Below are 24,837 nucleotides of genomic sequence, written 5' to 3' on the forward strand. Positions count from 1 at the left end.
CCCCGATGTCCGAGCACATCCGCATCGGCGACGTCGCACCGCGCGTGCAATACGCGGCCGATGGCGCCCAGACCGTCTTCACCTATCCCTTCCCGATTTTCGGCGCCGAGGATCTGGAGGTGCTGGTCGCAGGCACCGCCTCGCCCCCGGGCTACAACATCTCCGGCGCCGGGCTCAGCGAAGGTGGCAGCGTCACCTTCGCCCCGGCGCCCGCAACGGGCTCTGTCGTGACCCTGCGCCGGCGCGTAAAAGTCGAGCGCGTGACCGACTACCAGTCGAACGGGTTGTTGCGCGCCAATACGCTGAATGACGAGCTGGACCGCCAGGTCGCCGCCTTGCAGGATCTGCGCGAGGAGATGGGCGGCACGCTGCGCCTCGACCCCTCCGAGCCCAGCGGCGGCATGGTGATGCCGCCGCGGGACATGCGCGCGAACCGGCTGCTGGGCTTCGACAGCCTGGGCGGCATCACCTCCTTCCCGCGCGATGCGGCGGTGATGACCAGCCCCTACAGCGGCGCCATCCCGCGCACCGCCGAGGACAAGTTCGCCGAACGCCTGACCGCGCGCGATTTCGGTGCCATGGCGGATGGGCTGAACGACGACGGGCCGGCCTTGCAGGCGGCGATGAATGCCGCCGTCGCCTCCGGCCGGATGCTGGAGATCGGCGAGGGCTCGCACCGCACCACCATGCCGCTGGTGCTGGGCGGCGGGGCGGCGGGCCTGGTGATGCTGGGCTCGATCATCTATGCGGGCCCGGCCGGGACCACGGCGCTGACGCTTGGCGACGGTGCGGCGGTGCGCAACACCCAAAAATCCTATCGCGGCCTGCGCGTCCTGCGCGCCACGATCAGCGACTGGTCGGATGAGAACGACATCGGCATCGTCGCGCGCAACCTCGATGCCAGCGTGCTGGACGTTCGCCAGGTCGAGGGTTTTTGTATCGGCGTCCGCACCCTCGGCGTCGAGCGCGGCTTCGAGGATAGCGAGGTCCATCTCGACCGGCTTGTGAACAACGGCATCGGCTTGGATGTGCGGACGGCGACGGCGGCGGCCTGGAACACATCGGTGCGTTACTACGGCGGGCATTTCGCGCATGGCATGTCGGTGAATGTGGACAAGGACCGCTACGGCGTGCGCTTCTCCGCCGCCCCCGGCGCCTATGTCGCGCACAACCGACATGTCTTCGACGGACCGAATTTCGAGTTGCAGTCGCGGGACAAGCCGATCACCGGCATCCCCTTCCTGGTCGAGGTGAACAGCCGCGCGGTCATCGTCCGCAACCTGCGGATGGAGGGCTGCGACGCATTCGTCGCCCGCCATACCGCCGCGGCGCAGGACCATGTCTATGAGGTCGCCTGGGCGAGCCAGGGCTACCTTGTCGATGTGGACTACACCACCACCGCCACACGCACTGGCTCGGTGGTGCGCCGCCACCACCAGGCCATCGCGCATCGGGAAGCGGTCAGGGAACTCGCCTCGGTGCCGAACCTGCGGGCCGCATCGATCCGTTGGAATACCACCGAAGTCGGCTTCGAACGCATGGCCGTGCTCTCGACCAATGTCAGTGGCACGCCGAGCCTGGTCTCGGATTTTGCCTTCCCGGCGCTGGACAGCATCACCTTGACCGACCGGGGCGCGATCCTGGTCGGCGGGCGCGGACTCGGCTTCGTGGTGGACAGCCGCACCTGCCGGGATTTCGCGCTGGCCGTGGATGCGGACGCGCCGCGCCTCATCGTGCAGTGCTTCGATATCGACAAGGCCCTGCTCACCGACGCGGCGGGGCAGTTGGTGCGCGCCAGCGGCCAGACCATGCAGTACTCCACCGGGGCGCGCTGGTGGCAGGGCTCGGCGGATATGACCGATGCGGCGCTGACGCGGTTGCAGACCGTGCGGCTGGAACCGCAGGTGGCTTACGCCATCATCGGGGTTGGCCGGCTGACCGCGGATTACGAGGTGCGCGCGATGCGTCTCGCCTGCGATCCGGTGTTTTCCCCGCCGGTGCTCTATGGGCTGCCGGATATGCCGCATGGCGTGCGCGAGTTGCGGGCCGAACTGGCCTGGGACCCGCCCAGCGTTGCCGCCGGGGCCTCGGCCACGCTCAACGTCACCGTGCCGGGCACGCGGCCGGGCGACTACTGCCAGGCTGCCTTCAGCCTCGCGACCAGCGGGATGCTGTTCCTGGCGCAGGTAGGGGCCTCGGATATCGTCACCGTCACCGCCTGGAACCGCACCGCCGTCGCGATCGACCTCAACCCCGGCACGGTCCGGGTGCGGGTGGTCAAGGCGTGACGGCGCCAAACCTGCGGGGAAAGGAGGAGCTGGAAGAGGCCGTGGCCATCGTGGTCGCGAAGTACAGTGACTACCTGCGGCGATGCTCGCCCTCGGCGGATGAGGACCCCAAGGCCTTCACCGCCTGGCACGCGGGGGGGCGCGCGGCGCTCGCGCATCTCGAACATCTGTTGAAACTGCTCAAACCCACGGGCGGCGCCGCCGAAGCCGTCGCCGCTGGCGAGGATCTTCTGGCCCAGGCCAGCTCCGACATGGGTCCCCCTGACGACGAGGAGTAGCCAAGCATGGGCGACCCCGATCTCGATGCCTTCATCTGGGTCTGGAACAAACGCCAGGGCCTGGCGCTGCCGCCGCTGCACCGGCGGATCGCGCGCTGGCTGCAGACGCGCCAGGCGGCCGGGGAGCGCCATCAGCTGCTGATGGCGTTTCGCGGCTGCGGCAAATCGACGCTGGTCGGGCTCTACTGCGCCTGGCTGCTGGCGCGGCGGCCGGATACGCGCATCCTGGTCCTGGCCGCCGATCACGCGCTGGCGACGAAGATGGTCTCCAACGTGCGGCGCATCATCGAACGGCATCCGCTCTGCGCGCATCTGCGCGAAGCGGCGCCGGAGTCCTGGGCGGCCGACCGCTTCTCGGTCAAACGCCCGGGCGCCTTGCGCGACCCGTCGATGCTGGCGGCCGGCATCGAGGGCAACATCACCGGCAGCCGCGCCGAGGTGATCATCGGCGATGACGTCGAGGTCGCCGGGAATTGCGACACCGCCGGCAAGCGCGACTCATTGCGTGAAAGACTGCGGGAGGCGGAGTTCGTCCTCGTCCCCGGCGGCAGCATGCTGCTGGTCGGCACGCCGCATACCAGCGAGACGCTCTACGACCCCGCCGGTTTCGCGGTCGGGTTTCGCGCGCTGCGCATCCCGCTGCTGGATGCCGATGGTGCCAGCGTCTGGCCGGAACGGTTCTCGGCGGCGCATGTCGCGGCGTTGCGGACCCGCGTCGGCCCGATCGAGTTCCGCCGCCAGATGCAGCTCGAACCCGTCGCGGTGCAGGCCGCGCGGCTGGATCCCGCGGTGATGGTCCGCTACGCCGAGGAGACCGATTATGCCGAGGCCAATGGCCGCCCGGTGCTGCGGCTGATGGGGCGGCGGATGGTCTCGGGCGGGGCGTTCTGGGACCCGGCCTTCGGGCGGCCGGGGCAGGGGGATGGCTCGGTGCTGGCGGCCTGCTACGCGGATGCGGAGGGCAACCACTATCTGCACCGGCTGCATTGGCTGACGCATGACCCCGCCAGCGCCACCGACCCCGCGACGCAGCAATGCGCGGCGGTGGCGCGGATCGCGCGGGATCTGCTGCTGCCGGCGGTGCGGGTGGAGACCAATGGCATCGGCCGCTTCCTGCCCGCGATCCTGCGGCGGGAGATGGCGCGCGCCGGTGCGGCCTGCGCGGTGGTGGAGGTCTCCCAGCGCGAGGCCAAATCCCGCCGCATCCTGGGCGCGCTGGATCCGGTGATGGCGGCCCGGCGCCTGCATGTGCACGACCAGGCCGCGACCCCGCGCTTCTTCGCCGAAATGTCCGAATGGCAGCCGGATACGCCGGGCGGCCATGATGACGCGCTGGATGCGTTGGCTGGCTGCCTGCTGGCCGAGCCGGTGCGGCTGCCGGGGCTGCCGCCGGCGCCGCGCCGCCCGGATTGGCGGGGTTAGGCCGCCGTCGGGCGCAGCTTCAGCACCTCGGAGGCATGCCGCGCCACGCCGGCCTCGGTCAGCCACCAGCGGTCGTCCGCCCCCTGCGCGCAAAAGCCCATGCCGGCCAACCGGCGCAGGCAGCCATTGTCCTTCAGCCCGTCGGGCCGGCCCTCGCGGCTCACCTGTGACAGGCGATGCAGGGCGGAACGGCAGCAGGTCTCAAGATAGGGTTCGTTCCACATCGTCCCGTTTCCATGCTGCCCGACCCGGAAAATGGGGTGGGCGGCATGGCCCCGCAATGCTCATTCCGCCACGAGGGGTCCGATGACCGATACGCAAGTGCTGACCCAGCTGGCCCAGACGCCTTTGGTCGCGGCCATGATCTGGCTGATCTACATGCTGCGGCGGGAGCTGGCGGAGCGCCTGGCGCCCCGCGAAGCCGGCCCGCCACCCGATGCGCTGGCCCGCACGCGCGAGGATCTTTCGGCCTTCAAGGTCGAGGTCGCGCGCACCTATGTGCCGTTGTCGCTGATCCGGGACGTGGACCAGCGCCTGACCCAGCATCTGCTGCGGATCGAGGAGAAGCTGGACGAGGTGAGCCGCAGCGCCGCCGCCGCCGCCGCGCAGTACCACGCCCAAAAGCGGTAGCCCGGCGTCCCGCGGCGGTGTAGCAGCCGCCGCCATGGACATGATGATCCTCACCCTCGTCCGCCGCCCGGACTGGACCGCCGCCGAACAGGATGGCGCCTATACCGGCAGCGCGGATGACCGCCGCGACGGCTTCCTGCATTTCTCCAACCCCGACCAGGTCCGGGCCAGTGCCGCGAAGCACCGCGCCGGCATTACCGACCTGCTGCTGGTCTGCGCGGACCCGGCGGCGCTGGGGGCGGTGCTGGTCTGGGAGCCGGCGGCGGGCGGCTCGCGGCCCGGGCTGTTCCCGCATCTCTATGGGCCGCTGCCGATGGCGGCGGTGCGGCGGGTGGTGCCGCTGCCGCTCGGCGCGGATGGGCTGCATGTCTTCCCCGAGGGCATCGCCTGATGCGGATCCCGCCCCGCCACGGCCCGCTGCTGTTCGGGCTGATCGTCTCGGCGATCATGACCTGCTTCGTCTCGGCGGTGTCGGTGGCGCTTGGGATGGCGCCGGATTTTGCGGGCTATCTGCCGCGCTGGCTGCGCGCCTGGGCCATGTCCTGGCTGATCGCCTTTCCGCTGCTGACGATCGTGGCCCCGCGCGTGCGGCTGCTGGTCGCGCGGATGACCGGCTCAGCCTGAACGGCTCAACCGGGCGCCGGCTTGATCCCGCGCTGGCTCATCCCGCAGGCCAGCACGATCACCGCGGCCCCCACCAGGGTCCAGACCCCCGGCCAGTCGTTCCAGAACAGCACGTCGAAGCCGACCGCCCAGACCAGCGCGGAATATTCCAGCGGTGCCAGCCGGGCGGCATTGGCCAGCCGGAAGGCGACCGCGAGACACAGGTTCGCCGCCCCCGCCAGCAGCCCGTTCGCCGCCAGCGCCAGGAAATCGGAGGCCGGCGGCGGCTGCCATTCGGCGATGGCGAAGGGCAGCAGCAGTGGCACCGCCAGCGCCGCCGGCCAGACCACCAGCCGCGCGAAGCCGCCCTCATGCCGCAGCCCGCGGTTCGCGGTCATGACGATGGCGTGGCAGATGGTGCCGCCGAAGGCGAAGAGATAGGCGTTCCAATTCCCGCCCGAGCGCAGGTCCGGCGCCATGGCGATCAGCACGCCGGAAAATCCGACCCCCGCCCAGATCCAGGCCGTGGCCGGCAGCTTCTCCCGCAGCAGCCAGGCCGCGAGGCCCAGGGTCATGAAGGGGGCGGTGAAGAAGACGAGGTAGCCCTCGGCCAGCGCCAGCGAGCGGAAGGCGAGGAAGTAGCAGACCGAGGCCCCGAGCATCCCCCCCGCCCGCGCCAGATGCCGGCCCGGCGCCGAGGAGCGCAACGCGCCGCCCGCGCCCGGCCAGACCAGCCGCGCCACCACCAGCGCCACGAGCAGCACCAGATGGCGCAGCAGGATGACCTGGGCCACCGGATAGACGCCCGAGAGATGTTTGGAATTGGCGTCGAGCACCGCGAAGAGCCCAAGGCCGAGCAACATGGTCAGGGGGGCGCGCACCGGCGGGCTTTGCGGCCGTGGGGGCGCCGGGTCAACCTTCCCAAGGTGGTGCCGCGATGCAACAAGCGCGTGATATGACACCCGCCCTTGCCTCCGCCCTGATGCCCCTCCTGCGTGGGATGGACCCGGAGGCGGCCCATGGCCTCGCCTTGCGCGGCCTCGCCCTCGGCCTCGCCGGCACCGATCGGACCCCGGACGACCCGATTTTGGCGGTGACCGCCTTCGGGCGCGAGTTCCGCAATCCGCTGGGCCTCGCCGCCGGTTTCGACAAGAACGCCGTGGCGATCTTGCCTTTGATGCGGCTCGGCTTCGGCCATGTCGAGGCCGGCAGCGTGACCCCACGCGGCCAGCCGGGCAATCCGCGCCCACGGCTGTTCCGGCTTGCGGAGGATCGCGCCGTCATCAACCGGATGGGCATGAACAACGACGGGCTGGAAGCCTTCCGCTCTCGGCTGCTGGCGCTGAAGCGGCCGCTGCCGGCGGTGCTGGGCGCCAACCTCGGGCTCAACAAGGACGGCAGCGAGCCCACCCGCGACTATGCCGCGATGGTGCAGGCGCTGGCGGGTGCGGCGGATTACGTCGTGGTCAATGTCAGCAGCCCCAACACCCCGGGCCTGCGTGACCTGCAGGGCGAGGCGCGGCTGATCGCCATCCTGGACTCGATCCAGGCCATCGGCCCCGCCATGCCGGTGCTGGTGAAGATCGCCCCCGATCTGGCCGAGGACGCGCTGCCCGCTTTGGTCGAGGCCTGTGTCGCGCGCGGCGTGGCGGGGCTGATCGTGGCCAATACCACCATCGCCCGGCCCGACAGCCTGCGCAGCCCGCAGAAGGTCCAGGCCGGTGGCCTGTCCGGGCCGCCACTGTTCGCGCCCTCGACGGCGATGCTCCGCGCGGTGTTCCGGCTGGCGGCCGGCCGTCTCACCCTGATCGGCTGCGGCGGGGTCGGCTCGGCCGAGGATGCCTATGCCAAGATCCGGGCAGGGGCGACGCTGGTGCAGTTCTATGCGGCGCTGGCCTATGACGGGCCGGCGCTGGTGCCCCGCATGAAGCAGGGGCTCGCGGCCCTGCTGCGGCGGGATGGGTTTGGATCGGCCGCCGCGGCGGTGGGAGTGGACGCATGATCATCCTCGACGGCATCGCCGACCTGGCCGAGAAATATGACGGCTTCATCCTCGACCTTTGGGGCGTGGTGCATGACGGGCGGCAGCCTTATGCCGGGGTGACCCAGGCGCTGGCGCAGTTGCAGGCGATGGGCAAGCAGGTCGTCTTCCTCTCCAACGCCCCCCGCCGCGCCTGGTTCATCGCCGACATGCTGGCGGGCATGGGGATCGGGGCGGCGCTCTACGACGGGATCATGACCAGCGGCGAATTGACCCGGCGCTATCTGCTGCGGCGGGACCTGCCCTTCTTCGCGGGGCTCGGCACCCGCGCCTTCCATATCGGCCCGGAGCGCGACCTCTCGATCGCCGAGGGGCTGGACCTGCAATTGATCAAAACGGCGACCGGCGCCGAATTCGTGCTGAACACCGGGCCGGAGCCGGTGCTGGGCGCGCATGACGTGCGCTTCTACGAACCCGCCCTGCGCGCCGCCGCCGCCCGCAAACTGCCGATGATCTGCTGCAACCCGGACCGCGAGGTGATGGTCGGCGGCGCCAAGCTGATCGCCGCGGGCGCGCTGGCCGATCGCTACGCGGCCCTCGGCGGCGGCGAGATCTTCGAGGTCGGCAAGCCCGACCCGCGCTCCTACCCGCCGGTGCTGGAACTGCTGGGCATCGGCGACCTGTCCCGTGTGGTCGCGATCGGCGACAGCCCGCGCACCGATCTGGCCGGGGCGCAGGCGGCGGGGATCGATGCGGTCTGGGCGCTGACCGGGCTTGCCGCCATCGCCCATGGCCGCCCCGATCCGCAAGCCCTGGCGCTGGAGGCGAAGATCGCCGGGGTTTCACCGATCGCCGCCCTGACCGGCTTGCGCTGGTAAGCGGCGCGGCCGATCCTGCGCCCATGCATACCGACGCTCACGGCCTGCCCGTCACCTTGGCCTCCGCGGAGGCCGCCTGTGCCTTCGACGCCGCCATCGCCGCCTATATGGCCTATCGCCAGGACACCCCGGCGAAGCTGAAGGCGTTCCTGGCGCTGGACCCGGGGGCGCCCTTCGCCGCCATCCTGCGCGGCAGCTTCGCCATGCTGACCTACAACGCCGGCGCGCTGCCCTCGGCGCGCAAATCCGCCGCACTTGCGCTGGCGGCGGGCGGCACCCCGCGCGAACGCGCCCATGCCGCGGCGCTGGACGCCTGGACCCGGGATGACAGCGACCAGGCGCTGGCGATCTGGGAGCTGATCCTGGCCGAGCATCCGACCGATGCCCTGGCCTTCCGGCTGCATCACTTCGTCGCCTTCTGGCTGGGCCGCGGCCCGCAGATGGCGGCGGCGGTGGAACGCACCGCGCCGCATTGGGGCAGCGACCTCGCGCATTGGCCAAGCTGGCTCGCCTGCCGCTGCTTCGCCTTCGAGGAAGTGGGCCGCTATGCCGAGGCCGAGACGGCCGGGCGGCAGGCGGTCGATCTGGTGCCGACCGATGTCTGGGCCGCGCATGGCGTCGCCCATGTGCTGGAAATGCAGGGGCGGCGCAGCGAGGGCATCACCTGGCTCGCCGCGCTGGAGCCGAACTGGGAACAGGCCAACAGCATCCGCCACCATCTGCTGTGGCACCGCGCGCTCTTTCACTTCGAGCATGGCGATACGGCGCAGGTGCTGGGCCTCTACGACCGCGGCTTCCGCGACCTCGCCAGCCCGCTGACCGAGGCGCTGCCTGACATGTTCGTCGATGTGCAGAACGCCGCCTCGATGCTGTTCCGGCTGGGCTTGCAGGGGGTCGATGTCGGCAATCGCTGGGTCGAGCTGGCCGACAAGGCCGAGGCCCGCATCGGCGACACCCAATCGGCCTTCACCCTGCCGCATTGGGTGATGGCGCTGGGCGCCACCGGGCGCTTCCAGCAGGCGTCGCGGTTGCTGGATGCGGTGGCCGAGGGCGCGCAAGGCACTGGCACCAATGCCCGCATCCTGGCCCGCAGCGGGCTGCCCGCCTGCCGCGCCGCGCTGCACCACGCGCGCGGCGAACATGCCGAGGCGGTGGCGGCGATGCGCCCCGCGCTCTCCACCATGGGCGAGCTTGGCGGCAGCCACGCGCAGCAGTCAGTGCTGGAACTGTTGTTCCTGGACAGCGCGATGAAGGCGGGGATGGCCGCCGAGGCGCGCGCTTTGCTGGAACGCGCCGCCGGCCGCTGCCCGGTGCCCCCCGAACGCCGCGCCATCTATCGGCACCACGCAGGACAGGTCGCATATTGATGTCACTTCCGCTCGCCGGGCTTCGTATCCTTGATTTCGGTCACACCATCATGGGCCCCTCCTGCGGGGTGATCCTGGCGGATCTGGGGGCGGAGGTGATCCGTGTCGAACCCCCCGGCGGCGACCGCACCCGGCGGCTGGGGGGCTTCGGCGTCGGCTTCTTCGGCACCTTCAACCGCAACAAGCGGTCCCTCGCCGTGGATCTGAAGGACCCGCGCGGGAAGGAGATCGTGCTGAAGCTGGTGGAGACCGCCGATGCGGTGGTCGAGAATTTCGCGCCAGGCACCATGGAGCGCCTGGGGCTGGACGCCGCGGCGCTGGCCCGCGTCAATCCGCGCCTCGTCTATTGTTCGCTGAAGGGCTATCTGCCCGGCCCCTACGAGAACCTGCCGGCCTTGGACGAGGTCGTGCAGATGCAGGGCGGCCTCGCCTTCATGACCGGCCCGCCGGGGCGGCCGCTGCGCGCGGGCGCCAGCGTGGTCGATATCATGGGCGGCATGTTCGGGGTGATCGGCATCCTCGCGGCCCTTCACCAGCGAGAGATCACCGGCAAGGGCCAGGCCGTCGCCGCCAGCCTGTTCGAGACGGTGGCCTTCCTGGTCGCGCAGCACATGGCGGCCGGGGCCATCTCCGGCACGCCTCTGGCGCCGATGACGGAGCGGCGCCAGACCTGGGCGATCTATGACATCTTCGAGGTGTCCGACGGGCAGGTCTTTGTGGGCGTGGTCAGCGACCAGCATTGGCAGCGTCTGGTCGCGGCCTTCCCGGAACTGTCCGATCTTGGGGATGATCCGGGGCTCGCCACCAACAGCCAGCGGGTGACACATCGGGACCGGATCATGCCGCGGCTGACCGCGCTGTTCGCGACCATGACGATCCGCGAGGTGATGGCGGCCTGCAATGCCGCGCTGATCCCCGCCGCCCCGGTCAACCGGCCCGACGATCTGTTCCTCGACCCGCATCTGCTGGCGGGCGGTGGCATGCCGATCCATGCCCTGACCCCCGAGGTTGAGGCGCGTCTGCCCGTCACCCCCATCGTCATGGGCGACGGGCCGCTGCCGCTGCGGACGCAGCCGCCGGTGTCGGGCCATGACACCGCCGCCCTTCTGGCCGAGCTTGGTTTCGACGCGCGGGCGCTGGCGGATGCCGGGGTCGTGCAAATCGAGTGACTTGCCAATCGTTCGGGCGGCGGGCCTAAATCCGCCAACCGCACAGGGAGATTGGCGCATGTCCACAGGGCTTTGGGTTGTGCTCGGCATCATCGCCGCGGCGGTGATGCTGTTCGTCGTGATCTACAACCGCCTGGTGTCGCTGCGGACCACGGTCACCCAGTCCTGGAGCGACATCGACGTGATGCTGAAGCAGCGTCTCGATCTGGTGCCGAACCTCGTGGAATCGGTGAAGGGGGCCGCCGGCCATGAACGCGGCACGCTGGAAGCCGTGATCGCCGCCCGCAACGCCGCCGCCAGCGCCCATGGCCCGGCCGAGGCCGGCGTCGCGCAAGGGGCGCTGAGCAGCGCGTTGCGGCAGGTTTTCGCGCTGTCGGAAGCCTATCCGACCCTGCGCGCCAATGAGAATTTCCTCGGCCTGCAACGCGAACTTTCCGATCTGGAGAACAAGATCGCGGCCTCCCGCCGGTTCTTCAACAACAGCGTCGCCGAGTTCAATGCCGCGATCGGGCAGATCCCGGCGGTGCTCTTCGCCGGCGCCATGGGGTTCCGGGCGCAGGAAAGCTTCTCGATGCCGGAGGATGAGCGGAAGGTTGCCTATACGCCCCCGGCCGTGAAGTTCTGACACCTTGCTGACCGCGACCGGGCTTCAGAGCTGGAGCTGGAACACCGCCGCGCGTGGCTGGGCCTTGCTGGCCGGCTTCCCGGTCCTGCTGACCATGGCGGGGTTCGGCCTGGTGCTGATCCTGGGTGGGGGCGGCAACGGCAAAGGCTCTGCGGATAGTTTCGCCGTCGCCTGGAACGCCCTGCCGGCGATTTTTGTGGTGTCGCTGGTGGCGGCGGGGATCTGGTTCCTCATTGCCTGGGCGCTGCATCAATGGATGCTGGACCGGATGACCGGCTCGCACGCCGTCACCCGCCTGGAGGAGCCCCGGCTGTGGAATGCGATGGAGGTGCTGTGCATCAGCCGTGGCCTGCCGATGCCGCGCCTCGCCATCATCGAGACCGAGGCGCGCAACGCCTTCGCCTCCGGCCTCGCGCGCGATCGTGGCAGCGTCAGCGTCACGCGCGGGCTGCTGGACAGCCTGGATGACCGCGAATTATCGGCGGTGCTGGCGCATGAGGTGACGCATCTGCGCAACGGCGATGCCCGGCTGGGGGTGATCGCGGCGGTCTTCGCCGGCATCCTGTCGCTGCTGGCCGAGATCATCGGCCGCGGCATCCGCTTCCGCGCGATGGGCGGCGGTGGCCAACGGCGCAACAACAATGGCGGGGCGGTGATCGTCGGCGTGGTGCTGATCATCGTCGCGGGGGTGCTGGGGGCGCTGCTGCGCATGGCGCTCAGCCGCAACCGCGAATACCTGGCCGATGCCGGCTCGGTCGCGCTGACGCAGGACCCGGATGCGATGATCACGGCGCTGCGGAAGGTCGCCGGCCACAGCAACATCGAGGCGCTGCCGCAGCAGGTGCAGGCGATGATGCTGGACTGGCCGGCCGGCGAGGCGGGCGCGGGCTTCTGGGCGACGCATCCGAGCATCGAGCAGCGCATCACCGCTTTGGTCGCCTATGGCGGCGGCAGGACCGTGGAGGCCGTCCCGCCGCCTGCGTGATCAGTTGGTGCTGACGTTCGCGGCGCGGACGATCGGCGCCCATTTCGCGGTTTCGTCACGGATGAAGCGGGCGAGTTCCTCGGGCGTCGAGGGCATCGGCTCCACGCCATGGCGGCCAAGGTTGGCGGCGACCGTCGGGTCCGCCAGCGTCTCGCGCATCGCGGCGTTGAGCTTGTCCACGATGGCGCGCGGCAGGTTCTTCGGCCCAACCAGGGCGTTCCAGTTCTGCACCTCGAAGCCCGGCAGGGTTTCGGCGACGGTCGGCACCTCCGGCAGCAGGATGCTGCGGGTGATGTTGGGGACTGCGAGGATGCGCAGCCGCCCGCCCTCGACCTGCGGCAGCGCCGTCGGGCCGGTGGAGAAGGCATAATCCGTCTTGCCGGAAATCAGGTCGGTCATCAGCGGTCCACCGCCGCGATACGGCACATGGACGGTCTTGATTCCCGCCAACTGGTCGAGCAGCGCACCCGAGAGATGCCCGGCGCCGCCGACGCCGCTGCTGCCATAGGTGATGGTATCGGGGGCCGCGCGCGCCGCGGCGATCAGATCGGCGACGCTGCGCCAGGGGCGGTCCGAGGGCACCACCAGCACGTTCAGCACGTTGCCGGCCATCACGATCGGCGTCAGATCGGTCTGCGGGTCGAAGGAGAGGTTGGCGAAGAGGCTGGGGTTCACCGCCAGCGCCGCGATGGTGCCCATCAGCAGGGTATGGCCGTCCGGCGTCGCGCGGGCGACGGTCTCGGTCGCGATATTGCCGCTGGCGCCGGGCCGGTTCTCGATGATCACCGGCTGGCCGAGCAGTTCGCTGAGCTTCGGCGCCATGGTGCGGGTGTTCAGATCCGTGCTGCCGCCGGCGGCGAAGCCGACGACGACGCGGATCGGCCGGTTCGGAAAGGGCTCTTCCGCCCGCGCGATGGCGGGCATGGCCAGGGTTGCGCCCAGGATGGTGCGACGTTGGAACATGGTGTTTGCCTCCCCAATTATCGCGCGGCGGTTGCCCCGACTGCGCGTCAGCGACCCTGGTCCTGTGGTGTCAGCGCCCCTGGAATTGGGCCGGGCGCTTTTCCATGAAGGCACGGCGGCCTTCGATGTAATCGGCGCTGGCGAAGCAGCCGGCGACCAGCGCATCGCATTTCGCGTTGTCGGCCTGGCCGCGATCCTTCAGCGCCTCGGCCACGATCGCCTTGACCGAACCGACCGTCAGCGGCGCATTGCCGGCGATGGTGGCGGCGTAGTCGGTGACGAAGGCTTCGAGCCCATCGGTCGGCACGACGCGGTTCACGAGGCCCATGAGCCGCGCATCCTCGGCGGTGAACTTCTTCGCGGTGAAGAAGATCTCCTTGGCGAAGGACGGGCCGACGAGGTCCACGAGGCGGCGGATGCCCTTCAGCGGATAGCCGAGGCCGAGCTTGGCCGCGGGCACGCCGAAGCTCGCGCGCTCCTCGCAGATGCGCATGTCGCAGCACACCGCGAGCGCGGTGCCGCCGCCGATGCAATGGCCCTGGATCATCGCGATCGTCGGCTTCGGGCAATCGGCCAGCGCGTCATAGACGCGGGCGGTCTGTGCCTGGTAGGCGGCGACGCCGGCCTCGGAGGAACGCTCGCTCTCGAACTTCGAGATATCGGCGCCGGAGACGAAGGCGCGGCCGCCGGCGCCGTTGATGACGATGACGCGCACCGCGGGATCGGCGGTGAAGTCGGCGAGGATGGCCTCGGCCGCCTCCCACATCTCCATCGAGACGGCATTGTGCCGCGCCGGATTGTTGAAGGTCATCCAGCCGATGCCGTCGCCCTTGCGCGACAACATCATCGGGCTCGTCATGCCATCCATCTTCAAACCACCTGTGCTTCGCGGAGCCGCGCGATCTCGGCCGCATCCATTCCAAGATCGGCCAGGATCGCATCCGTGTGTTCCCCGATCGCCGGGGGATGCGAAACGATGGCCGAGTTCGTGCGCGACAGCGTGAAGGGCTGCCCGACATAGGTCGCGGTGCGATTGCCGTTCAGCGTCTGGGCAATGCCCAAATGCTGCACCTGCGGATCGGCGAAGACCTTGTCGATGGTGTTGATCGGCCCGCAAGGGACGCCGGCCTTGTTCATGCTCTCGACCAGCTCCTCGCTGGCGAAGGCCTTGGTCTTCTCGGCGATCAGCGCGTTCAGCGCATGCCGGTTCTCCGAGCGTTCCTCGCCGCCGGAAAACCGTGGGTCGGTGATCAGCGCGTCGAGCCCGAGCGCCTTGGCGCAGCGCGCCCAGATCGCATTGCCGCTGGCCGCGATGTTGACGAAGCCGTCCGCGGTCGGGAAGACGCCGGTCGGGATGCTGGTCGGGTGGTCGTTGCCGGCCTGCTTGGCGACCTGGCCCTGCATCAGCCAGCGGCTGGCCTGGAAGTCGAGCATGAAGGCCTGGGCCTGCAACAGGCTGGTCTGCACCCATTGCCCCTTGCCCGAAACCTCACGCTCCAGCAGGGCGACCATGATGCCCTGGCTCGCGAAGATCCCGGCGGTGAGGTCGGCGATGGGGATGCCGACGCGCATGGGGCCGTGGCCCGGCTCGCCGGTGATGGACATCAGCCCGCCCATGCCCTGGGCGATCTGGTCGAAGCCCGGGCGCCCGGCATAGGGGCCGTCCTGGCCGAAGCCGGAGATGCTGGCATAGATCAGCCGCGGGTTGACCGCCGAGAGGTCGGCATAGCCGATGCCCAGGCGCTCCTTCACATCGGGCCGAAAATTCTCGACGATGACATCGGCGGTTTCCACCAGGCGCTTCAGCAGCGCGACGCCTTCGGGCTGCTTCAGGTTGAGCGTCAGCGCCCGCTTGTTGCGGTGCAGGTTCTGGAAATCCGAACCCATGCGGGGGCCGCCCATCGGATCGCCCTGGTCGAGGCCTTCCGGCATCTCGATCTTGATGACATTCGCGCCCCAATCGGCGAGTTGCCGGACGCAGGTGGGGCCGGAGCGGACCCGCGTCAGATCGAGGACAGTGAAGCGCGACAGCGCGGTGCAGGGGGAGGGTGCGTCGGTCATGGCCTCATATTTTCGGTATGCCGACAGATTGTCAACAATAGGTTGACCAAAGGTGTTGGCGCCCGCGACACTGTCCCGGTGCCCGATACCCTCCCCCCGCCGCGCCGCGCCCTGACCGATGTCGTCCGTTCCTCGCTGGAGGCGCGGATCCTCAACGGCAGCCTGCCGCCCGGCACCCGGTTGAACGAGGCCGCGCTGGCGGCCGACCTCGGCGTCTCGCGCGGCCCGGTGCGGGAGGCGCTGCGGGCGCTGGAACAGACCGGGCTGGTGGAGGGCGAGGTCCATCGCGGCATGCGGGTGCGCGTGCTGGAGGCCGAGGATGTCGCCGAGGTCTATGACATGCGGGCGCTGCTGAACGGCTTCGCCTGCGCGCGGCTGGCGCTGCGCGCGACGCCGGCGTTGCTGGCGCCGCTGCATGGCTTCGTCGTGGCGATGGAGGCGGAGACCGACGCCGAGGCCTATTACACGCTCAACCTCGACTTCCACGCCGCGATCTTCGCCGCCGCCGGGCATCGCCGGGTGGCGGCGGCCTATGATGCCGCGCTGCGCGAGGGCTGGCGGGCGCGGCGGGAATCCCTGGTCGCGGTCGGCAACCGCCAGGACAGCAATGCCGAACACGCCGCCTGCATGGCCGCCATCGCCGCGGGCGACGCGGCCGAGGCGCGCCGGCTTGGCGAGGACCATGTGCTGGCCGGCAAGCGCCGCTGGCTGGCGCTGCTGGCGGGCTAAGGTTCAGCCCTTCAGCATCTCGCGCGAGATGACGATGCGCAGGATTTCCGAGGTGCCGCCGCCGATCTCGGCGAGCTTGCTGTCGCGGAAGTGGCGCTGCATGTCGTATTCCATGAGGTAGCCCCAGCCGCCCATGATCCGCATGCCGTTCAGCGCCGCACGGACATAGGTCTCCGATGAGGCGAGGTTGCCGATCGCCGATTCCTTGTTGTTGGCGATGCCCTTATCCACCAGCGTGGCGCTGCGGTAGGTCAGCAGCCTGGCGGCATCGATCTCCATCTCCATATCCGCGAGCTTGGCGCGGGTGAGTTGGAAGGAGGAGATCTTCTGGCCGAATTGCTCGCGCTCCTGGCTATAGGCGAGGCATTTCTCCAGCACAGATTGCGCCGCGCCGACATTGACGCCCGAGAGGCAGCAGCGCTCGTAATCCAGGGTCTTGAGGACGTTGGTCCAGCCCTTGTTCGCTTCCCCGATGATGGCATCGGCAGGGACGCGCACATCGGTCAGGAAAATCTCGTTCAGATCCATCGGCTTGAGGCCGAGCTTCTTCAAGCGGCGGATCTCGACGCCGGGCGCCTTGGGGTCGAGCAGGAACATGGTGATGCCCTTGTGCTTTGGGGCCTCCGTATCCGTGCGCGCCATCAGCAGGATGTAATCCGCGACCTGGGCCGCGGAGCAGAACATCTTCTGGCCGTTGATCAGCCACTCATTGCCATCCATCACCGCGCGCGTCCGCAGCGAGGCGGCATCGGAGCCGGAATTCGGCTCGGACAGCGAGAAGGCGAAGCGCAGCTTGCCGGCGGCAAGCTTGGGCAGCAGCTCGCGCTTCTGGGCCTCGGTGCCGAAATGGCCGATGGCATCGGCGGCGATGACGATGGTGGTGTAGTAGAGGTTCGCCGCGGCCTCGAAATGCCGCGCCAGTTCTTCCAGGAACAGCACGAGGTCCATGCAGGAGCCGCCGGTGCCGCCATATTCCTCGGCGATGGGGATGCCGAGCCAGCCTTGCGCCGCCAGCTTCTCGTAAAGCTCGTAGGGGTAGGCTTCCTTCTCGTCGCACTCTCGCACGTATTCGATCGGGCATTCCTTGAGGAGGAAGGCACGCAGCGCGTCGCGCATGGCGCGCTGTTCGTCGTTGAGGTCGAAGTCCATGCTACAGGCCCTTCCAGCGCGGTGGGCGCTTCTCGGCGAAGGCGCGTGGGCCTTCATGGAAATCTTCGGAAGCCATCATGCGCTCATGCGTCGGCAGGCCCGAGCGCATCATCGCGAAGGCCTCGCTGTCCGGCAGGGTTTCGACGGCGCGCGCGACTTCGAGCAAGGCCTCCACCGCCAGCGGCGCACCGGCGCAGATCTGCGCGGCCATGGCGCGGGCGGCGGGCAGCAACGCGTCCTTCGGCACGATGCGGTTGACGAAGCCGTGCCGCTCACCTTCCGCGGCGGTCAGGCGGCGGCCGGTCAGCAGCAGTTCATAGCCGATGTTGGTGGGCAGGCGCCGCAGCACGCGCCACAGCCCGCCGGCCCCGGGCAGGAAGCCGCGGATCAACTCGGGCAGGCCAAATTCGGTGTCCGCCGTGGCCAGCACGATGTTGCACATCAGCGCGAACTCGAACCCGCCACCGACCGCGAGCCCATGCACCGCGGCGATCAGCGGCTTGTTCAGATCGGACCGCTCCAGCGACATGAAGCCGTTGTTGCCGAAATCCTGGCCGCCATCGCCGGCCGCCACGGCCTTGAGGTCCCAGCCCGCGGAGTAGATGCGGCCCTCGGGGTTGGCACAGACGATGCCGACCCGGAGCGCGGGGTCGTCGCGCAGCCTGTCGAGTGCGGCGTCCAGGTCCCGGCTCGCGCGCTGGTCGATGGCGTTCGCCGGCGGGTGGTCGAACATGATCTCCAGGATCGGGCCATTGGCGGAAACCTTGATGCGCGAGCTCATGCGCTGAACTCCCGCAGCACATCCTTGGAGATGATGTCGCGATGAATCTCCGAGGTGCCTTCCCAGATGCGTTCCACCCGCGCATCGCGCCAGAAGCGTTCCAGCGGCAGGTCCTTGGTGACGCCCATGCCGCCCAGGATTTGCAGCGCATTGTCGGTCACCCGCCCGACCATCTCGGACCCGAACAGGTTGACCTGCGAGGCCTCGCGCTGGGTGATCGTGCCGTCCTGCATCTTGGCCGCCGCATCGAAGACCATCAGCCGGGTCGCGTGGATCTCGGTTGCCATATCGGCGAGCTTGAAGGAGGTGCCCTGGAACTGCCCGATGGGCTTGCCGAAGGCGACGCGGGTATTGGCCCATTGCGCGGCGATGCCCATGGCACGCTCCGCGAGGCCCACGCAATTCGCCGCCAGCATCACCCGGCCCGAAAAAATCCAAGTCTTGGCGATGGCGAAGCCGCCGCCCTCCGCGCCCAGGATATTGCGTCCCGGCACCCGCACATCGTCGAAGGAGATGATGCAGGACTTCATGCCGCGGTTCGACAGCACGTCGAGCGGCGTGACCGTGATGCCCGGCGTGCCCTTGTCCACCAGGAAGGCGGTGATGCGCTTGCGCGGCCCGCGGGGTGTATCCTCCACGCCGGTGACGGCGAAGGTGATGATGTAATCCGCCCGCATCGCCAGGGTGATGAACTGCTTGGTGCCGTTGATGATGTAGTCGTCGCCGTCACCCACCGCCTTGGTGATGATCGCCCGCGCATCCGATCCGGCGCCGGGTTCGGTCAGCGCAAAGCACTCCCAACGCTCGCCGCGGATGGTGGGGCGCAGATAGGTCTCGATCTGGTCGCCGACGCAGGCCTTCAGGATCGGCGCGGGGCGGTTGCAGATCACGCCCAGCGCACGGCTCACGCGGCCGAATTCGATCTCCGCGACCGCGCGCTCGGGGGAGGTGAGGCCGCCGCCACCGTGTTCCTCCGGCATGTTCAAGGCATAGAAGCCGGCGGCCAGGGCTTTTCGCTGGATCTCGCGGAACAACTCGTCCGGAACGGCGTCGAGCCGCTCCACCAGAGCCTCATGCGGCTGCAACTCCGCCTCGACGAAGGACCGCACGCCCTGGGCGAGCAGCTTGAGGTCCTCAGGGCCCGCCGGATCCATGTGGATCTCCACTTGTTTCAATTCTAAAAACGCTGTTCCATATTTCCGGGGGCCAAAGGCCCTGTCAATGGTGGGGAAAAACCGGGTATCGACCGCATTCGAACGGGAGAGTAGCGATGAATCGTCGTGATTTGGGCAAGCTGGCCGCTGCCGCCGGGCTCATGGGCCTGGCCCCGATGCGATGGGCCCATGCCCAGACCCGCGCGGAGAGCTTGCGGGTCCTCAGCGAGGCCGGGCCGAACAGCTTCGATCCCATCGGCGTCGGCGTGAACCGCAGCGCGATTCAGGCGCATTGGAATACCTACGACCGCCTGCTGAGCTTCGGCACGCAGACACGGCCGGATGGGACGCTCACCTTCGACTACTACAAGATCGAGGGTGAGCTTGCCGAGCGCTACGAGGTCACGGACGACGGCAAGACCATCACCTTGCACCTGCGGCCCGATGCCACTTTCCACGACGGCAGCCCGGTCACGGCCGAGGATGTGAAGTGGTCGCTCGATCGCGTGGTGAACACACCGGTCGGCAAGTCGCAGTTCTCCACCGGCTCGATGACCAGCGCCGACCAGTTCACCGTGGTCGATGCGCGCACCATCCGCATCACCGTGCCGCGGGCCGATCGCTTCACCTTGCCCAACCTCGCCGGCACCTATCCGGTCATCTTCAATTCCAAACTCGCGAAGGAACACGCAACCGCGGCCGATCCCTGGGCCGCCGAATGGCTCAAGACCAATGTCGCGGGCGGCGGGCCGTTCAAGCTCGACACCCACACTCCCGGCCAGAGCCTGACCCTGTCGCGCTTCGATGCCTGGAAGAATGGCGCGCTGCCGGGCTTCCGCCGCGTCTTGTGGCAAATGGTGCCGAATGCGCAGACGCGTCGGACCTCGCTGGAACGCGGCGATGCCGATATCGCGCAGGATTTGCCGCCGCAGGACGCTGTCTCGATGGCGCAGGAGGGCAAGGTGAAGGTCGTCGGCGTGCCGATGTCCGGCGCCTTCCAGTTCATCGGGATGAACAACACCAAGGCGCCCTTCGACAACGTCAAGGTGCGCCAGGCCATCGCCTATGCGCTGCCCTACCAGCAGATGTTCGATGCGGCGCTGTTCAAACGCGGCCAGCCGCTGTTCGGCGGCAAGCCCAACGAGGCCGATGGCACGCAATTCCCGCAGCCGCTGGGCTATGACACCGACCTCGGCAAGGCCAAGGCGCTGCTGACCGAGGCCGGCTTCCCGGTCGGGTTCGAGACCACATTCTCCTTCGAATTGTCGCTGGCGACGGTGGCGGAGCCGGTGTCGCTGCTGGTGCAGGAATCGCTGGCCAAGATCGGCATCCGCGTCACCATCAACAAGGTGCCCGGCGGCCAGCTCGGCACGCTGTTGCAGAACAAGGAAGTGCCCTTCTTCTTCGAGGGCTCGGCCGCCTATTTCGCTGATCCGGACTACTTCTTCCGCATTTTCTACAATGGTCCGACGCGATGGAACTTCGGCAGCTACGCCAACCCCGAGTTCCAGGCGCTGGTCGAGAAGACGCGGTTCGAGAGCGACCGTGCGGCCTATGAGGCCGATGTCACCCGCATGATCAACCTGGCGAAGCAGGAGGTGCCGATCATCCTGCTCTGGCAGCCGGCGCTGGATACCGGCATGCAGAAGTCGGTGGAGGGTTACAAATACCTCTTCCACCGGATGCTTGAGCTGCGGTCGTTGAAACGGGCCTGACGCATGGGGTTTCTCGTCGGCCGCCTGCTCGGCCTGGTGCCGACGCTGGCCGGCGTGGTCGTGGTGACCTTCGTGCTGACGCATCTGCTGCCGGGCGACCCGGCGGTGTTCTTCGCCAACAGCGTCACGGCCGATGCCGCCACCATCGCGGCGGTGCGGCAAAAACTGGGGCTGGACCTGCCGCTGTGGCAGCAGTTCTTCGTCTATGTCGGCCAGCTTGCGCACGGTGATCTGGGGCAGTCGATCAGCACCGGGCAGCCGGTGGCGGCCGATCTGCTGCAACGCCTGCCGGCCTCGCTGGAACTGACCTTGGTTGCCTTTGCCATCGCCATCGCGGTGGCCTTGCCACTCGGCATTGCCGCCGCCCTGCGGCCGGGTTCGCTGCTGGATCACGTCTGCCGCGTGCTGAGCACGGCCGGCGTTTCGCTGCCGACCTTCGTCAGCGGGCTGCTGCTGATCTATCTGCTGTATTATCTGCTCGGCTGGGCGCCGGAGCCGATCGGGCGCATCGATCCCTTCGCCATCATGCCCCCGCGCATCACCGGGCTGCTGCTGATCGACACGCTGCTGGCCGGCGATACCGAGGGGTTTGGCATGGCGGCGCGACAGATCGTGCTGCCCGCGGTCACCATGGCGCTGTTCGCGCTGGCGCCGCTGGCGCGGATGACGCGTGCGGCCATGCTGGGCGTGCTGAGCAGCGAATTCATCCGCACGGCCCGCGCCAATGGGCTCAGGCGACGGACGATCATCGTCTCCTATGCGCTGCGCAATGCTTTGCTGCCGATCGTCACCACGCTCGGCATGATCTTCTCCAATATGCTGGGTGCGAATGTGCTGGTGGAGCGGGTCTTCGCCTGGCCGGGGGTTGGCTCCTATGCGCTGGATTCGCTGATCTCGCTGGATTACGCGCCGGTGCAGGGCTTCATGCTGGTGATGGCCGGGATATTCGTGCTGGTGAATTTTGTGATCGACCTGCTCTATGCCGTGATCGATCCGCGTACCGGCCTGCTGACCCATGCGTGAGCGGCTGTTGCTGCTCCGCTATGTGCTGGCGGAGAACCCGGTGAATCTGGTGGCGCTGCTGCTGCTCGTGCTGCTGCTGGGCTGTGCCGCGGTCGGGCCGGCGCTGGTGCCCTTCGATCCCATCGCGACCGAAACCGCGGTGGCCTTGCAACCGCCCTCCGCGCTGCATTGGTTCGGCACGGACCAGTTGGGGCGGGACGTGTTCTCACGGGTCGTCGTGGCGGCGCGGTTGGATCTGGCCATCGCCTTCGCGGCGGTGCTGCTGTCCATGGCGGTGGGGGCGGTGATCGGCGCATCGATGGGGTATTTCCGCGGGCCGCTCGACACCATCGGCAGCCGCACCACCGATGTGCTGATGGCGTTTCCGCTGTTCGTGCTGGCGATGGGCATGGTGGCGGCGCTGGGCAATTCGGTGTCCAGCGTTGTCTATGCCACGGCGGTCATCAACCTGCCCTTCTACATCCGGCTTTCACGGGCGGAGGTCAGCGTGCGGCGCAGCCTCGGCTATATCGAGGCCGCGCGGGTCGGCGGCTCCGGCCATGCGCGTATTCTGCGGGTCTTCCTGCTGCCGAACATCCTGCCGGCGCTGGTGGTGCAGGCCTCGGTGAACCTCGGCTGGGCGGTGCTGAATACGGCGGGGCTGTCCTTCATCGGGCTGGGCGTGCGGGCGCCGGCGCCGGAATGGGGGATCATGGTCGCCGAGGGCGCGCAGTTCATCGTCTCCGGCCGCTGGTGGATCGCAACCTTTCCCGGCCTCGCGCTGATGCTGGCGGTGTTCTGCTTCAACCTGCTGGGCGACGGGCTGCGGGATGTCGTCGATCCGCGGACGCGGACATGACGGCGCCGCTGCTTTCGGTGCGTGACCTGTCGGTCGAATTCCGCACCCGCTCCGGCATCGTCCCGGCGCTGAAGCACGTCTCCTTCGACCTGGCGCCCGGCGAGATGCTTGGCATCGTCGGGGAAAGCGGCTCCGGAAAATCCGTCACCGCCTTCACCTTGCTCGGGCTGTTGGACCGCGCGGGGCGGGTCAGCAGCGGCCAGGCGATGTTCGGCGGACAGGATCTGCTGCGGCTGGGGCAGGGGGCGCTGAACGAGTTGCGCGGGGCGGCGATGTCCATCGTCTTCCAGAACCCGCGCACGGCGCTGAATCCCATCCGTCCCGTTGGCGTGCAGATCGCTGATGTGATCGCGCGGCATGATGCGGGCTCCACCGCCACCTTGCGGGCGCGGGTGCTCGATGCGCTGCGCCAGATGCGGATCGCCGAGCCTGAACGCCGCGCCAGCGCCTATCCCTACGAGCTGTCCGGCGGCATGTGTCAGCGCATCGGCATCGCCATGGCGCTGGCCTGCGCGCCGCGGCTGCTGATCGCCGATGAGCCGACCACGGGGCTCGACGTCACCACCCAGGCGGCGGTGATGGATGTGTTCCGCGACGCGGTAAGGCGGGGCGGTGTCGGCACCATCTTCATCACCCACGACCTCGCCTTGGCCTCCGAATACTGCGACCGCATTCTGGTGATGCAGTCGGGCGAGGTGGTGGAGGATGCCCCCGTCGCCGAGATTTTTACGCGTCCCCGGCATCCCTATACCCGCCGCCTGCTGCGCAGCACGCCATCCTCGGTTGATGTCATCGACGATCTTTCACCGGATGAGGAACCTCTGCCCCCCGCGCCGCCCCGCGGCGACCGGCTTGCCGCGCCGGTGCTGGAGGTGCGTGGCCTGAGCAAGAGTTACGCCTTCGCACGCCCGCGCGGGCTGTCGAATTTCTGGAAGCCGCGCGATACCGCGATGCTGCGCGCGGTGGATGGCGTCGATCTGGTGATCCGCCCTGGTGAGGCCGTGGGGCTGGTCGGGGAATCGGGTTGCGGCAAATCGACGCTCTCGCGCATGATAAACCGTCTGATCGCGGCCGATGCCGGCGAGGTTCTGCTGCAGGGCACGCCGATCCAGCGCATTTCGCCGGGACGCTTCGCCAGCCTGCCGCAACGGCGGCTGATCCAGATGGTGTTCCAGGACCCGACCGAGAGCCTCAACCCCCGCTTCAGCGTGTTCGAGGCGATCGCCGATCCGGTTGGCCAGTTGCTGCCGCATGAGGGCAGGGCGGCGCTGCGTGCCAGGGTGGAGCGCGCGGCGACACGGGTCGGGCTGCCGCTGGCGCTGCTGCCGCGCTACCCGCACCAACTCTCCGGTGGGCAGAAGGCGCGCGTCGGCATCGCCCGCGCCATGGTGGTCGAACCGCGCCTGCTGGTGCTGGATGAGCCGACCAGCGCGCTCGATGTCTCGGTGCAGGCGGTGGTGCTGCGGCTGCTGACGCGGCTGCGGCGGGAGGAGGGGGTGGCGCAGCTGTTCGTCAGCCACGATCTCAACGTCGTGCGGCTGCTCTGCGACCGCATTATCGTGATGTACAAAGGCAAGATCGTCGAGAGCGGCACCGCCGAGCAGGTCTTCAACCGCCCGGCGCATGACTATACCCGCAGCCTGCTCGCGGCCATTCCGCGGCTGCGTGGCCAGCGCGCATTGGGGGCCACATGACCGAACAGATCTGGTTCGAGGACTTCACGCCGGGAACCGTGCTGGAAAGCGCGGCCCGCACCATCACTTTGGCCGATATCGACCGCTATGCCGAACTGACCGGAGAGCGCCACCCCGTCCATATGGACGACGCCTTTGCGCGCGCGGCGGGGTTCTCCGGCCGGATCGCCCATGGGCTCTTCGCCCTGGCGCTGGTCGAGGGGTTGAAGGCGGAGATGGGCGGCTTCGACCGCAGCGTCATCGCCTCCCTCGGCTGGGACAAGGTGCGCTTCCTGGCCCCGCTGGAGCCCGGCGATGTGGTGCATCTGCGCCTGGAGCTGGTAGAAAAGCGAGCAAGCTCCAAGCCCGGCCGTGGCATCGCGACGGAACGTGGCGCGCTGCTCAAGGCGGATGGCACGGTGGTGGTCAGCGGCGATCATGTGGTGATCCTGCTGAGCCGGCCCTGATCTGGCTCACGGCTTTGGCCGAAATCTGGCACTTTTCACGGACAGGTGAACTGCGCTC

General features: G+C 68.8%; 26 protein-coding genes. 18 read left to right on the top strand and 8 right to left on the bottom strand.

All coding sequences use genetic code 11. The features are described from left to right. Positions 1–5: 5 nt before the first annotated feature. Genes C8P66_RS02695 through terL form a run of 3 tightly spaced genes read left to right on the top strand, consistent with a single transcriptional unit; the run spans position 6 to position 3,988 of the window. Positions 6–2,288, top strand: coding sequence for a hydrolase (locus C8P66_RS02695; RefSeq protein ID WP_111396594.1), 2,283 nt, complete (start codon positions 6–8; stop codon positions 2,286–2,288). A 41-nt stretch (positions 2,289–2,329) separates the two neighbouring features. Next, the gene (locus tag C8P66_RS02700; protein ID WP_146422689.1) at positions 2,330–2,566 is read left to right on the top strand and encodes a hypothetical protein; all 237 of its coding nucleotides are present in this window, start codon (positions 2,330–2,332) and stop codon (positions 2,564–2,566) included. A gap of 6 nt (positions 2,567–2,572) precedes the next feature. Next, positions 2,573–3,988 (top strand): phage terminase large subunit, encoded by a 1,416-nt coding sequence (terL, locus tag C8P66_RS02705; protein ID WP_111396596.1) that lies wholly within the window; start codon positions 2,573–2,575, stop codon positions 3,986–3,988. On the opposite strand, the gene C8P66_RS02710 is transcribed toward terL, so the two are convergent. Beyond that, positions 3,985–4,212, bottom strand: coding sequence for a hypothetical protein (locus C8P66_RS02710; protein ID WP_111396597.1), 228 nt, complete (start codon positions 4,210–4,212; stop codon positions 3,985–3,987). The genes terL and C8P66_RS02710 overlap by 4 nt on opposite strands. Before the next feature lie 82 nt (positions 4,213–4,294). On the opposite strand from C8P66_RS02710, the gene C8P66_RS02715 reads away from it, so the two are divergent. The 3 genes from C8P66_RS02715 to C8P66_RS02725 are packed head-to-tail and all read left to right on the top strand — an operon-like array spanning position 4,295 to position 5,242. Next, positions 4,295–4,618, top strand: coding sequence for a hypothetical protein (locus C8P66_RS02715; RefSeq protein WP_111396598.1), 324 nt, complete (start codon positions 4,295–4,297; stop codon positions 4,616–4,618). A gap of 34 nt (positions 4,619–4,652) precedes the next feature. After that, the gene (locus C8P66_RS02720; RefSeq protein ID WP_111396599.1) at positions 4,653–5,009 is read left to right on the top strand and encodes a DUF952 domain-containing protein; all 357 of its coding nucleotides are present in this window, start codon (positions 4,653–4,655) and stop codon (positions 5,007–5,009) included. Then, positions 5,009–5,242 carry a DUF2798 domain-containing protein gene (locus tag C8P66_RS02725; RefSeq protein ID WP_111396600.1) on the top strand — a complete coding sequence of 78 codons (234 nt, stop codon included), beginning with the start codon at positions 5,009–5,011 and terminating at the stop codon, positions 5,240–5,242. Before C8P66_RS02720 ends, C8P66_RS02725 begins: the two co-directional genes overlap by 1 nt. A 5-nt stretch (positions 5,243–5,247) precedes the next feature. Here the strand turns inward: C8P66_RS02725 and C8P66_RS02730 are convergent, their stop codons facing one another. Next, positions 5,248–6,102 (bottom strand): DMT family transporter, encoded by an 855-nt coding sequence (locus C8P66_RS02730; protein WP_245903173.1) that lies wholly within the window; start codon positions 6,100–6,102, stop codon positions 5,248–5,250. A gap of 74 nt (positions 6,103–6,176) precedes the next feature. On the opposite strand from C8P66_RS02730, the gene C8P66_RS02735 reads away from it, so the two are divergent. Genes C8P66_RS02735 through C8P66_RS02760 form a run of 6 tightly spaced genes read left to right on the top strand, consistent with a single transcriptional unit; the run spans position 6,177 to position 12,226 of the window. Beyond that, positions 6,177–7,223: a quinone-dependent dihydroorotate dehydrogenase gene (locus tag C8P66_RS02735; RefSeq protein WP_111396601.1), complete on the top strand. Its 1,047-nt coding sequence runs from the start codon at positions 6,177–6,179 to the stop codon at positions 7,221–7,223. Further along, a complete protein-coding gene (locus C8P66_RS02740; RefSeq protein ID WP_111396602.1) occupies positions 7,220–8,080 on the top strand; it encodes a TIGR01459 family HAD-type hydrolase in 861 nt (286 codons plus the stop codon). Before C8P66_RS02735 ends, C8P66_RS02740 begins: the two co-directional genes overlap by 4 nt. A 23-nt stretch (positions 8,081–8,103) precedes the next feature. After that, complete coding sequence (locus tag C8P66_RS02745) at positions 8,104–9,447, top strand: tetratricopeptide repeat protein (RefSeq protein WP_111396603.1); 1,344 nt, start codon at positions 8,104–8,106, stop codon at positions 9,445–9,447. Continuing rightward, a complete protein-coding gene (locus tag C8P66_RS02750) occupies positions 9,447–10,616 on the top strand; it encodes a CaiB/BaiF CoA transferase family protein (RefSeq protein WP_111396604.1) in 1,170 nt (389 codons plus the stop codon). The genes C8P66_RS02745 and C8P66_RS02750 overlap by 1 nt, the downstream gene beginning before the upstream one ends. A gap of 58 nt (positions 10,617–10,674) precedes the next feature. Further along, complete coding sequence (locus C8P66_RS02755; protein WP_111396605.1) at positions 10,675–11,241, top strand: LemA family protein; 567 nt, start codon at positions 10,675–10,677, stop codon at positions 11,239–11,241. 4 nt (positions 11,242–11,245) lie between these two features. Continuing rightward, entirely contained in the window at positions 11,246–12,226 is a 981-nt protein-coding gene (locus tag C8P66_RS02760; protein WP_111396606.1) for a M48 family metallopeptidase, read from the top strand. Here the strand turns inward: C8P66_RS02760 and C8P66_RS02765 are convergent, their stop codons facing one another. From C8P66_RS02765 to C8P66_RS02775, 3 genes are all read right to left on the bottom strand, one after another. Further along, positions 12,227–13,189, bottom strand: coding sequence for a Bug family tripartite tricarboxylate transporter substrate binding protein (locus C8P66_RS02765; RefSeq protein WP_158537071.1), 963 nt, complete (start codon positions 13,187–13,189; stop codon positions 12,227–12,229). It abuts the gene before it with no gap. 70 nt (positions 13,190–13,259) lie between these two features. Continuing rightward, positions 13,260–14,048 (bottom strand): enoyl-CoA hydratase, encoded by a 789-nt coding sequence (locus C8P66_RS02770; protein ID WP_111396693.1) that lies wholly within the window; start codon positions 14,046–14,048, stop codon positions 13,260–13,262. 11 nt (positions 14,049–14,059) lie between these two features. Beyond that, on the bottom strand, positions 14,060–15,250 hold the full coding sequence (locus tag C8P66_RS02775) for a CaiB/BaiF CoA transferase family protein (protein WP_111396608.1): 1,191 nt from the start codon (positions 15,248–15,250) through the stop codon (positions 14,060–14,062). A gap of 78 nt (positions 15,251–15,328) precedes the next feature. Here C8P66_RS02775 and C8P66_RS02780 point away from each other — a divergent pair, with 78 nt between their 5' ends. Then, complete coding sequence (locus tag C8P66_RS02780) at positions 15,329–15,979, top strand: GntR family transcriptional regulator (RefSeq protein WP_158537072.1); 651 nt, start codon at positions 15,329–15,331, stop codon at positions 15,977–15,979. A 3-nt stretch (positions 15,980–15,982) separates the two neighbouring features. Here the strand turns inward: C8P66_RS02780 and C8P66_RS02785 are convergent, their stop codons facing one another. From C8P66_RS02785 to C8P66_RS02795, 3 genes are read right to left on the bottom strand one after another with little or no spacing between them, the layout of a single operon-like run. Beyond that, positions 15,983–17,128 (bottom strand): acyl-CoA dehydrogenase family protein, encoded by a 1,146-nt coding sequence (locus C8P66_RS02785; protein ID WP_158537073.1) that lies wholly within the window; start codon positions 17,126–17,128, stop codon positions 15,983–15,985. 1 nt (position 17,129) lies between these two features. Beyond that, positions 17,130–17,909 carry an enoyl-CoA hydratase-related protein gene (locus C8P66_RS02790; RefSeq protein ID WP_111396611.1) on the bottom strand — a complete coding sequence of 260 codons (780 nt, stop codon included), beginning with the start codon at positions 17,907–17,909 and terminating at the stop codon, positions 17,130–17,132. After that, positions 17,906–19,063, bottom strand: a complete 1,158-nt coding sequence (locus C8P66_RS02795; protein ID WP_111396694.1) for an acyl-CoA dehydrogenase family protein — start codon at positions 19,061–19,063, stop codon at positions 17,906–17,908. Before C8P66_RS02795 ends, C8P66_RS02790 begins: the two co-directional genes overlap by 4 nt. A 116-nt stretch (positions 19,064–19,179) precedes the next feature. Between C8P66_RS02795 and C8P66_RS02800 the strand changes: the two genes are divergently transcribed. Genes C8P66_RS02800 through C8P66_RS02820 form a run of 5 tightly spaced genes read left to right on the top strand, consistent with a single transcriptional unit; the run spans position 19,180 to position 24,779 of the window. Next, positions 19,180–20,778 (top strand): ABC transporter substrate-binding protein, encoded by a 1,599-nt coding sequence (locus C8P66_RS02800; protein ID WP_111396612.1) that lies wholly within the window; start codon positions 19,180–19,182, stop codon positions 20,776–20,778. Between the two features lie 3 nt (positions 20,779–20,781). Then, a complete protein-coding gene (locus tag C8P66_RS02805) occupies positions 20,782–21,801 on the top strand; it encodes an ABC transporter permease (RefSeq protein ID WP_111396613.1) in 1,020 nt (339 codons plus the stop codon). After that, complete coding sequence (locus tag C8P66_RS02810; RefSeq protein WP_111396614.1) at positions 21,794–22,639, top strand: ABC transporter permease; 846 nt, start codon at positions 21,794–21,796, stop codon at positions 22,637–22,639. The genes C8P66_RS02805 and C8P66_RS02810 overlap by 8 nt, the downstream gene beginning before the upstream one ends. Beyond that, positions 22,636–24,333, top strand: coding sequence for a dipeptide ABC transporter ATP-binding protein (locus C8P66_RS02815; protein ID WP_111396615.1), 1,698 nt, complete (start codon positions 22,636–22,638; stop codon positions 24,331–24,333). The genes C8P66_RS02810 and C8P66_RS02815 overlap by 4 nt, the downstream gene beginning before the upstream one ends. Further along, positions 24,330–24,779: a MaoC family dehydratase gene (locus tag C8P66_RS02820; RefSeq protein WP_111396616.1), complete on the top strand. Its 450-nt coding sequence runs from the start codon at positions 24,330–24,332 to the stop codon at positions 24,777–24,779. Before C8P66_RS02815 ends, C8P66_RS02820 begins: the two co-directional genes overlap by 4 nt. Positions 24,780–24,837 lie beyond the last annotated feature (58 nt).

Source organism: Humitalea rosea (genome assembly GCF_003253705.1).
Taxonomy (GTDB): Bacteria; Pseudomonadota; Alphaproteobacteria; order Acetobacterales; family Acetobacteraceae; genus Humitalea; species Humitalea rosea.

Bases quoted from the DNA above. Each gene is read 5' to 3' on its own strand.
- C8P66_RS02790 (WP_111396611.1), bottom strand. From the start codon at position 17,909: ATGAGCTCGCGCATCAAGGTTTCCGCCAATGGCCCGATCCTGGAGATC.
- C8P66_RS02740 (WP_111396602.1), top strand. From the start codon at position 7,220: ATGATCATCCTCGACGGCATCGCCGACCTGGCCGAGAAATATGACGGC.
- C8P66_RS02810 (WP_111396614.1), top strand. From the start codon at position 21,794: ATGCGTGAGCGGCTGTTGCTGCTCCGCTATGTGCTGGCGGAGAACCCG.
- C8P66_RS02695 (WP_111396594.1), top strand. From the start codon at position 6: ATGTCCGAGCACATCCGCATCGGCGACGTCGCACCGCGCGTGCAATAC.
- C8P66_RS02815 (WP_111396615.1), top strand. From the start codon at position 22,636: ATGACGGCGCCGCTGCTTTCGGTGCGTGACCTGTCGGTCGAATTCCGC.
- C8P66_RS02765 (WP_158537071.1), bottom strand. From the start codon at position 13,189: ATGTTCCAACGTCGCACCATCCTGGGCGCAACCCTGGCCATGCCCGCC.
- C8P66_RS02735 (WP_111396601.1), top strand. From the start codon at position 6,177: ATGACACCCGCCCTTGCCTCCGCCCTGATGCCCCTCCTGCGTGGGATG.
- C8P66_RS02715 (WP_111396598.1), top strand. From the start codon at position 4,295: ATGACCGATACGCAAGTGCTGACCCAGCTGGCCCAGACGCCTTTGGTC.
- C8P66_RS02785 (WP_158537073.1), bottom strand. From the start codon at position 17,128: ATGGACTTCGACCTCAACGACGAACAGCGCGCCATGCGCGACGCGCTG.
- terL (WP_111396596.1), top strand. From the start codon at position 2,573: ATGGGCGACCCCGATCTCGATGCCTTCATCTGGGTCTGGAACAAACGC.
- C8P66_RS02720 (WP_111396599.1), top strand. From the start codon at position 4,653: ATGGACATGATGATCCTCACCCTCGTCCGCCGCCCGGACTGGACCGCC.
- C8P66_RS02770 (WP_111396693.1), bottom strand. From the start codon at position 14,048: ATGACGAGCCCGATGATGTTGTCGCGCAAGGGCGACGGCATCGGCTGG.
- C8P66_RS02745 (WP_111396603.1), top strand. From the start codon at position 8,104: ATGCATACCGACGCTCACGGCCTGCCCGTCACCTTGGCCTCCGCGGAG.
- C8P66_RS02795 (WP_111396694.1), bottom strand. From the start codon at position 19,063: ATGGATCCGGCGGGCCCTGAGGACCTCAAGCTGCTCGCCCAGGGCGTG.
- C8P66_RS02725 (WP_111396600.1), top strand. From the start codon at position 5,009: ATGCGGATCCCGCCCCGCCACGGCCCGCTGCTGTTCGGGCTGATCGTC.
- C8P66_RS02755 (WP_111396605.1), top strand. From the start codon at position 10,675: ATGTCCACAGGGCTTTGGGTTGTGCTCGGCATCATCGCCGCGGCGGTG.
- C8P66_RS02800 (WP_111396612.1), top strand. From the start codon at position 19,180: ATGAATCGTCGTGATTTGGGCAAGCTGGCCGCTGCCGCCGGGCTCATG.
- C8P66_RS02775 (WP_111396608.1), bottom strand. From the start codon at position 15,250: ATGACCGACGCACCCTCCCCCTGCACCGCGCTGTCGCGCTTCACTGTC.
- C8P66_RS02710 (WP_111396597.1), bottom strand. From the start codon at position 4,212: ATGTGGAACGAACCCTATCTTGAGACCTGCTGCCGTTCCGCCCTGCAT.
- C8P66_RS02750 (WP_111396604.1), top strand. From the start codon at position 9,447: ATGTCACTTCCGCTCGCCGGGCTTCGTATCCTTGATTTCGGTCACACC.
- C8P66_RS02820 (WP_111396616.1), top strand. From the start codon at position 24,330: ATGACCGAACAGATCTGGTTCGAGGACTTCACGCCGGGAACCGTGCTG.
- C8P66_RS02805 (WP_111396613.1), top strand. From the start codon at position 20,782: ATGGGGTTTCTCGTCGGCCGCCTGCTCGGCCTGGTGCCGACGCTGGCC.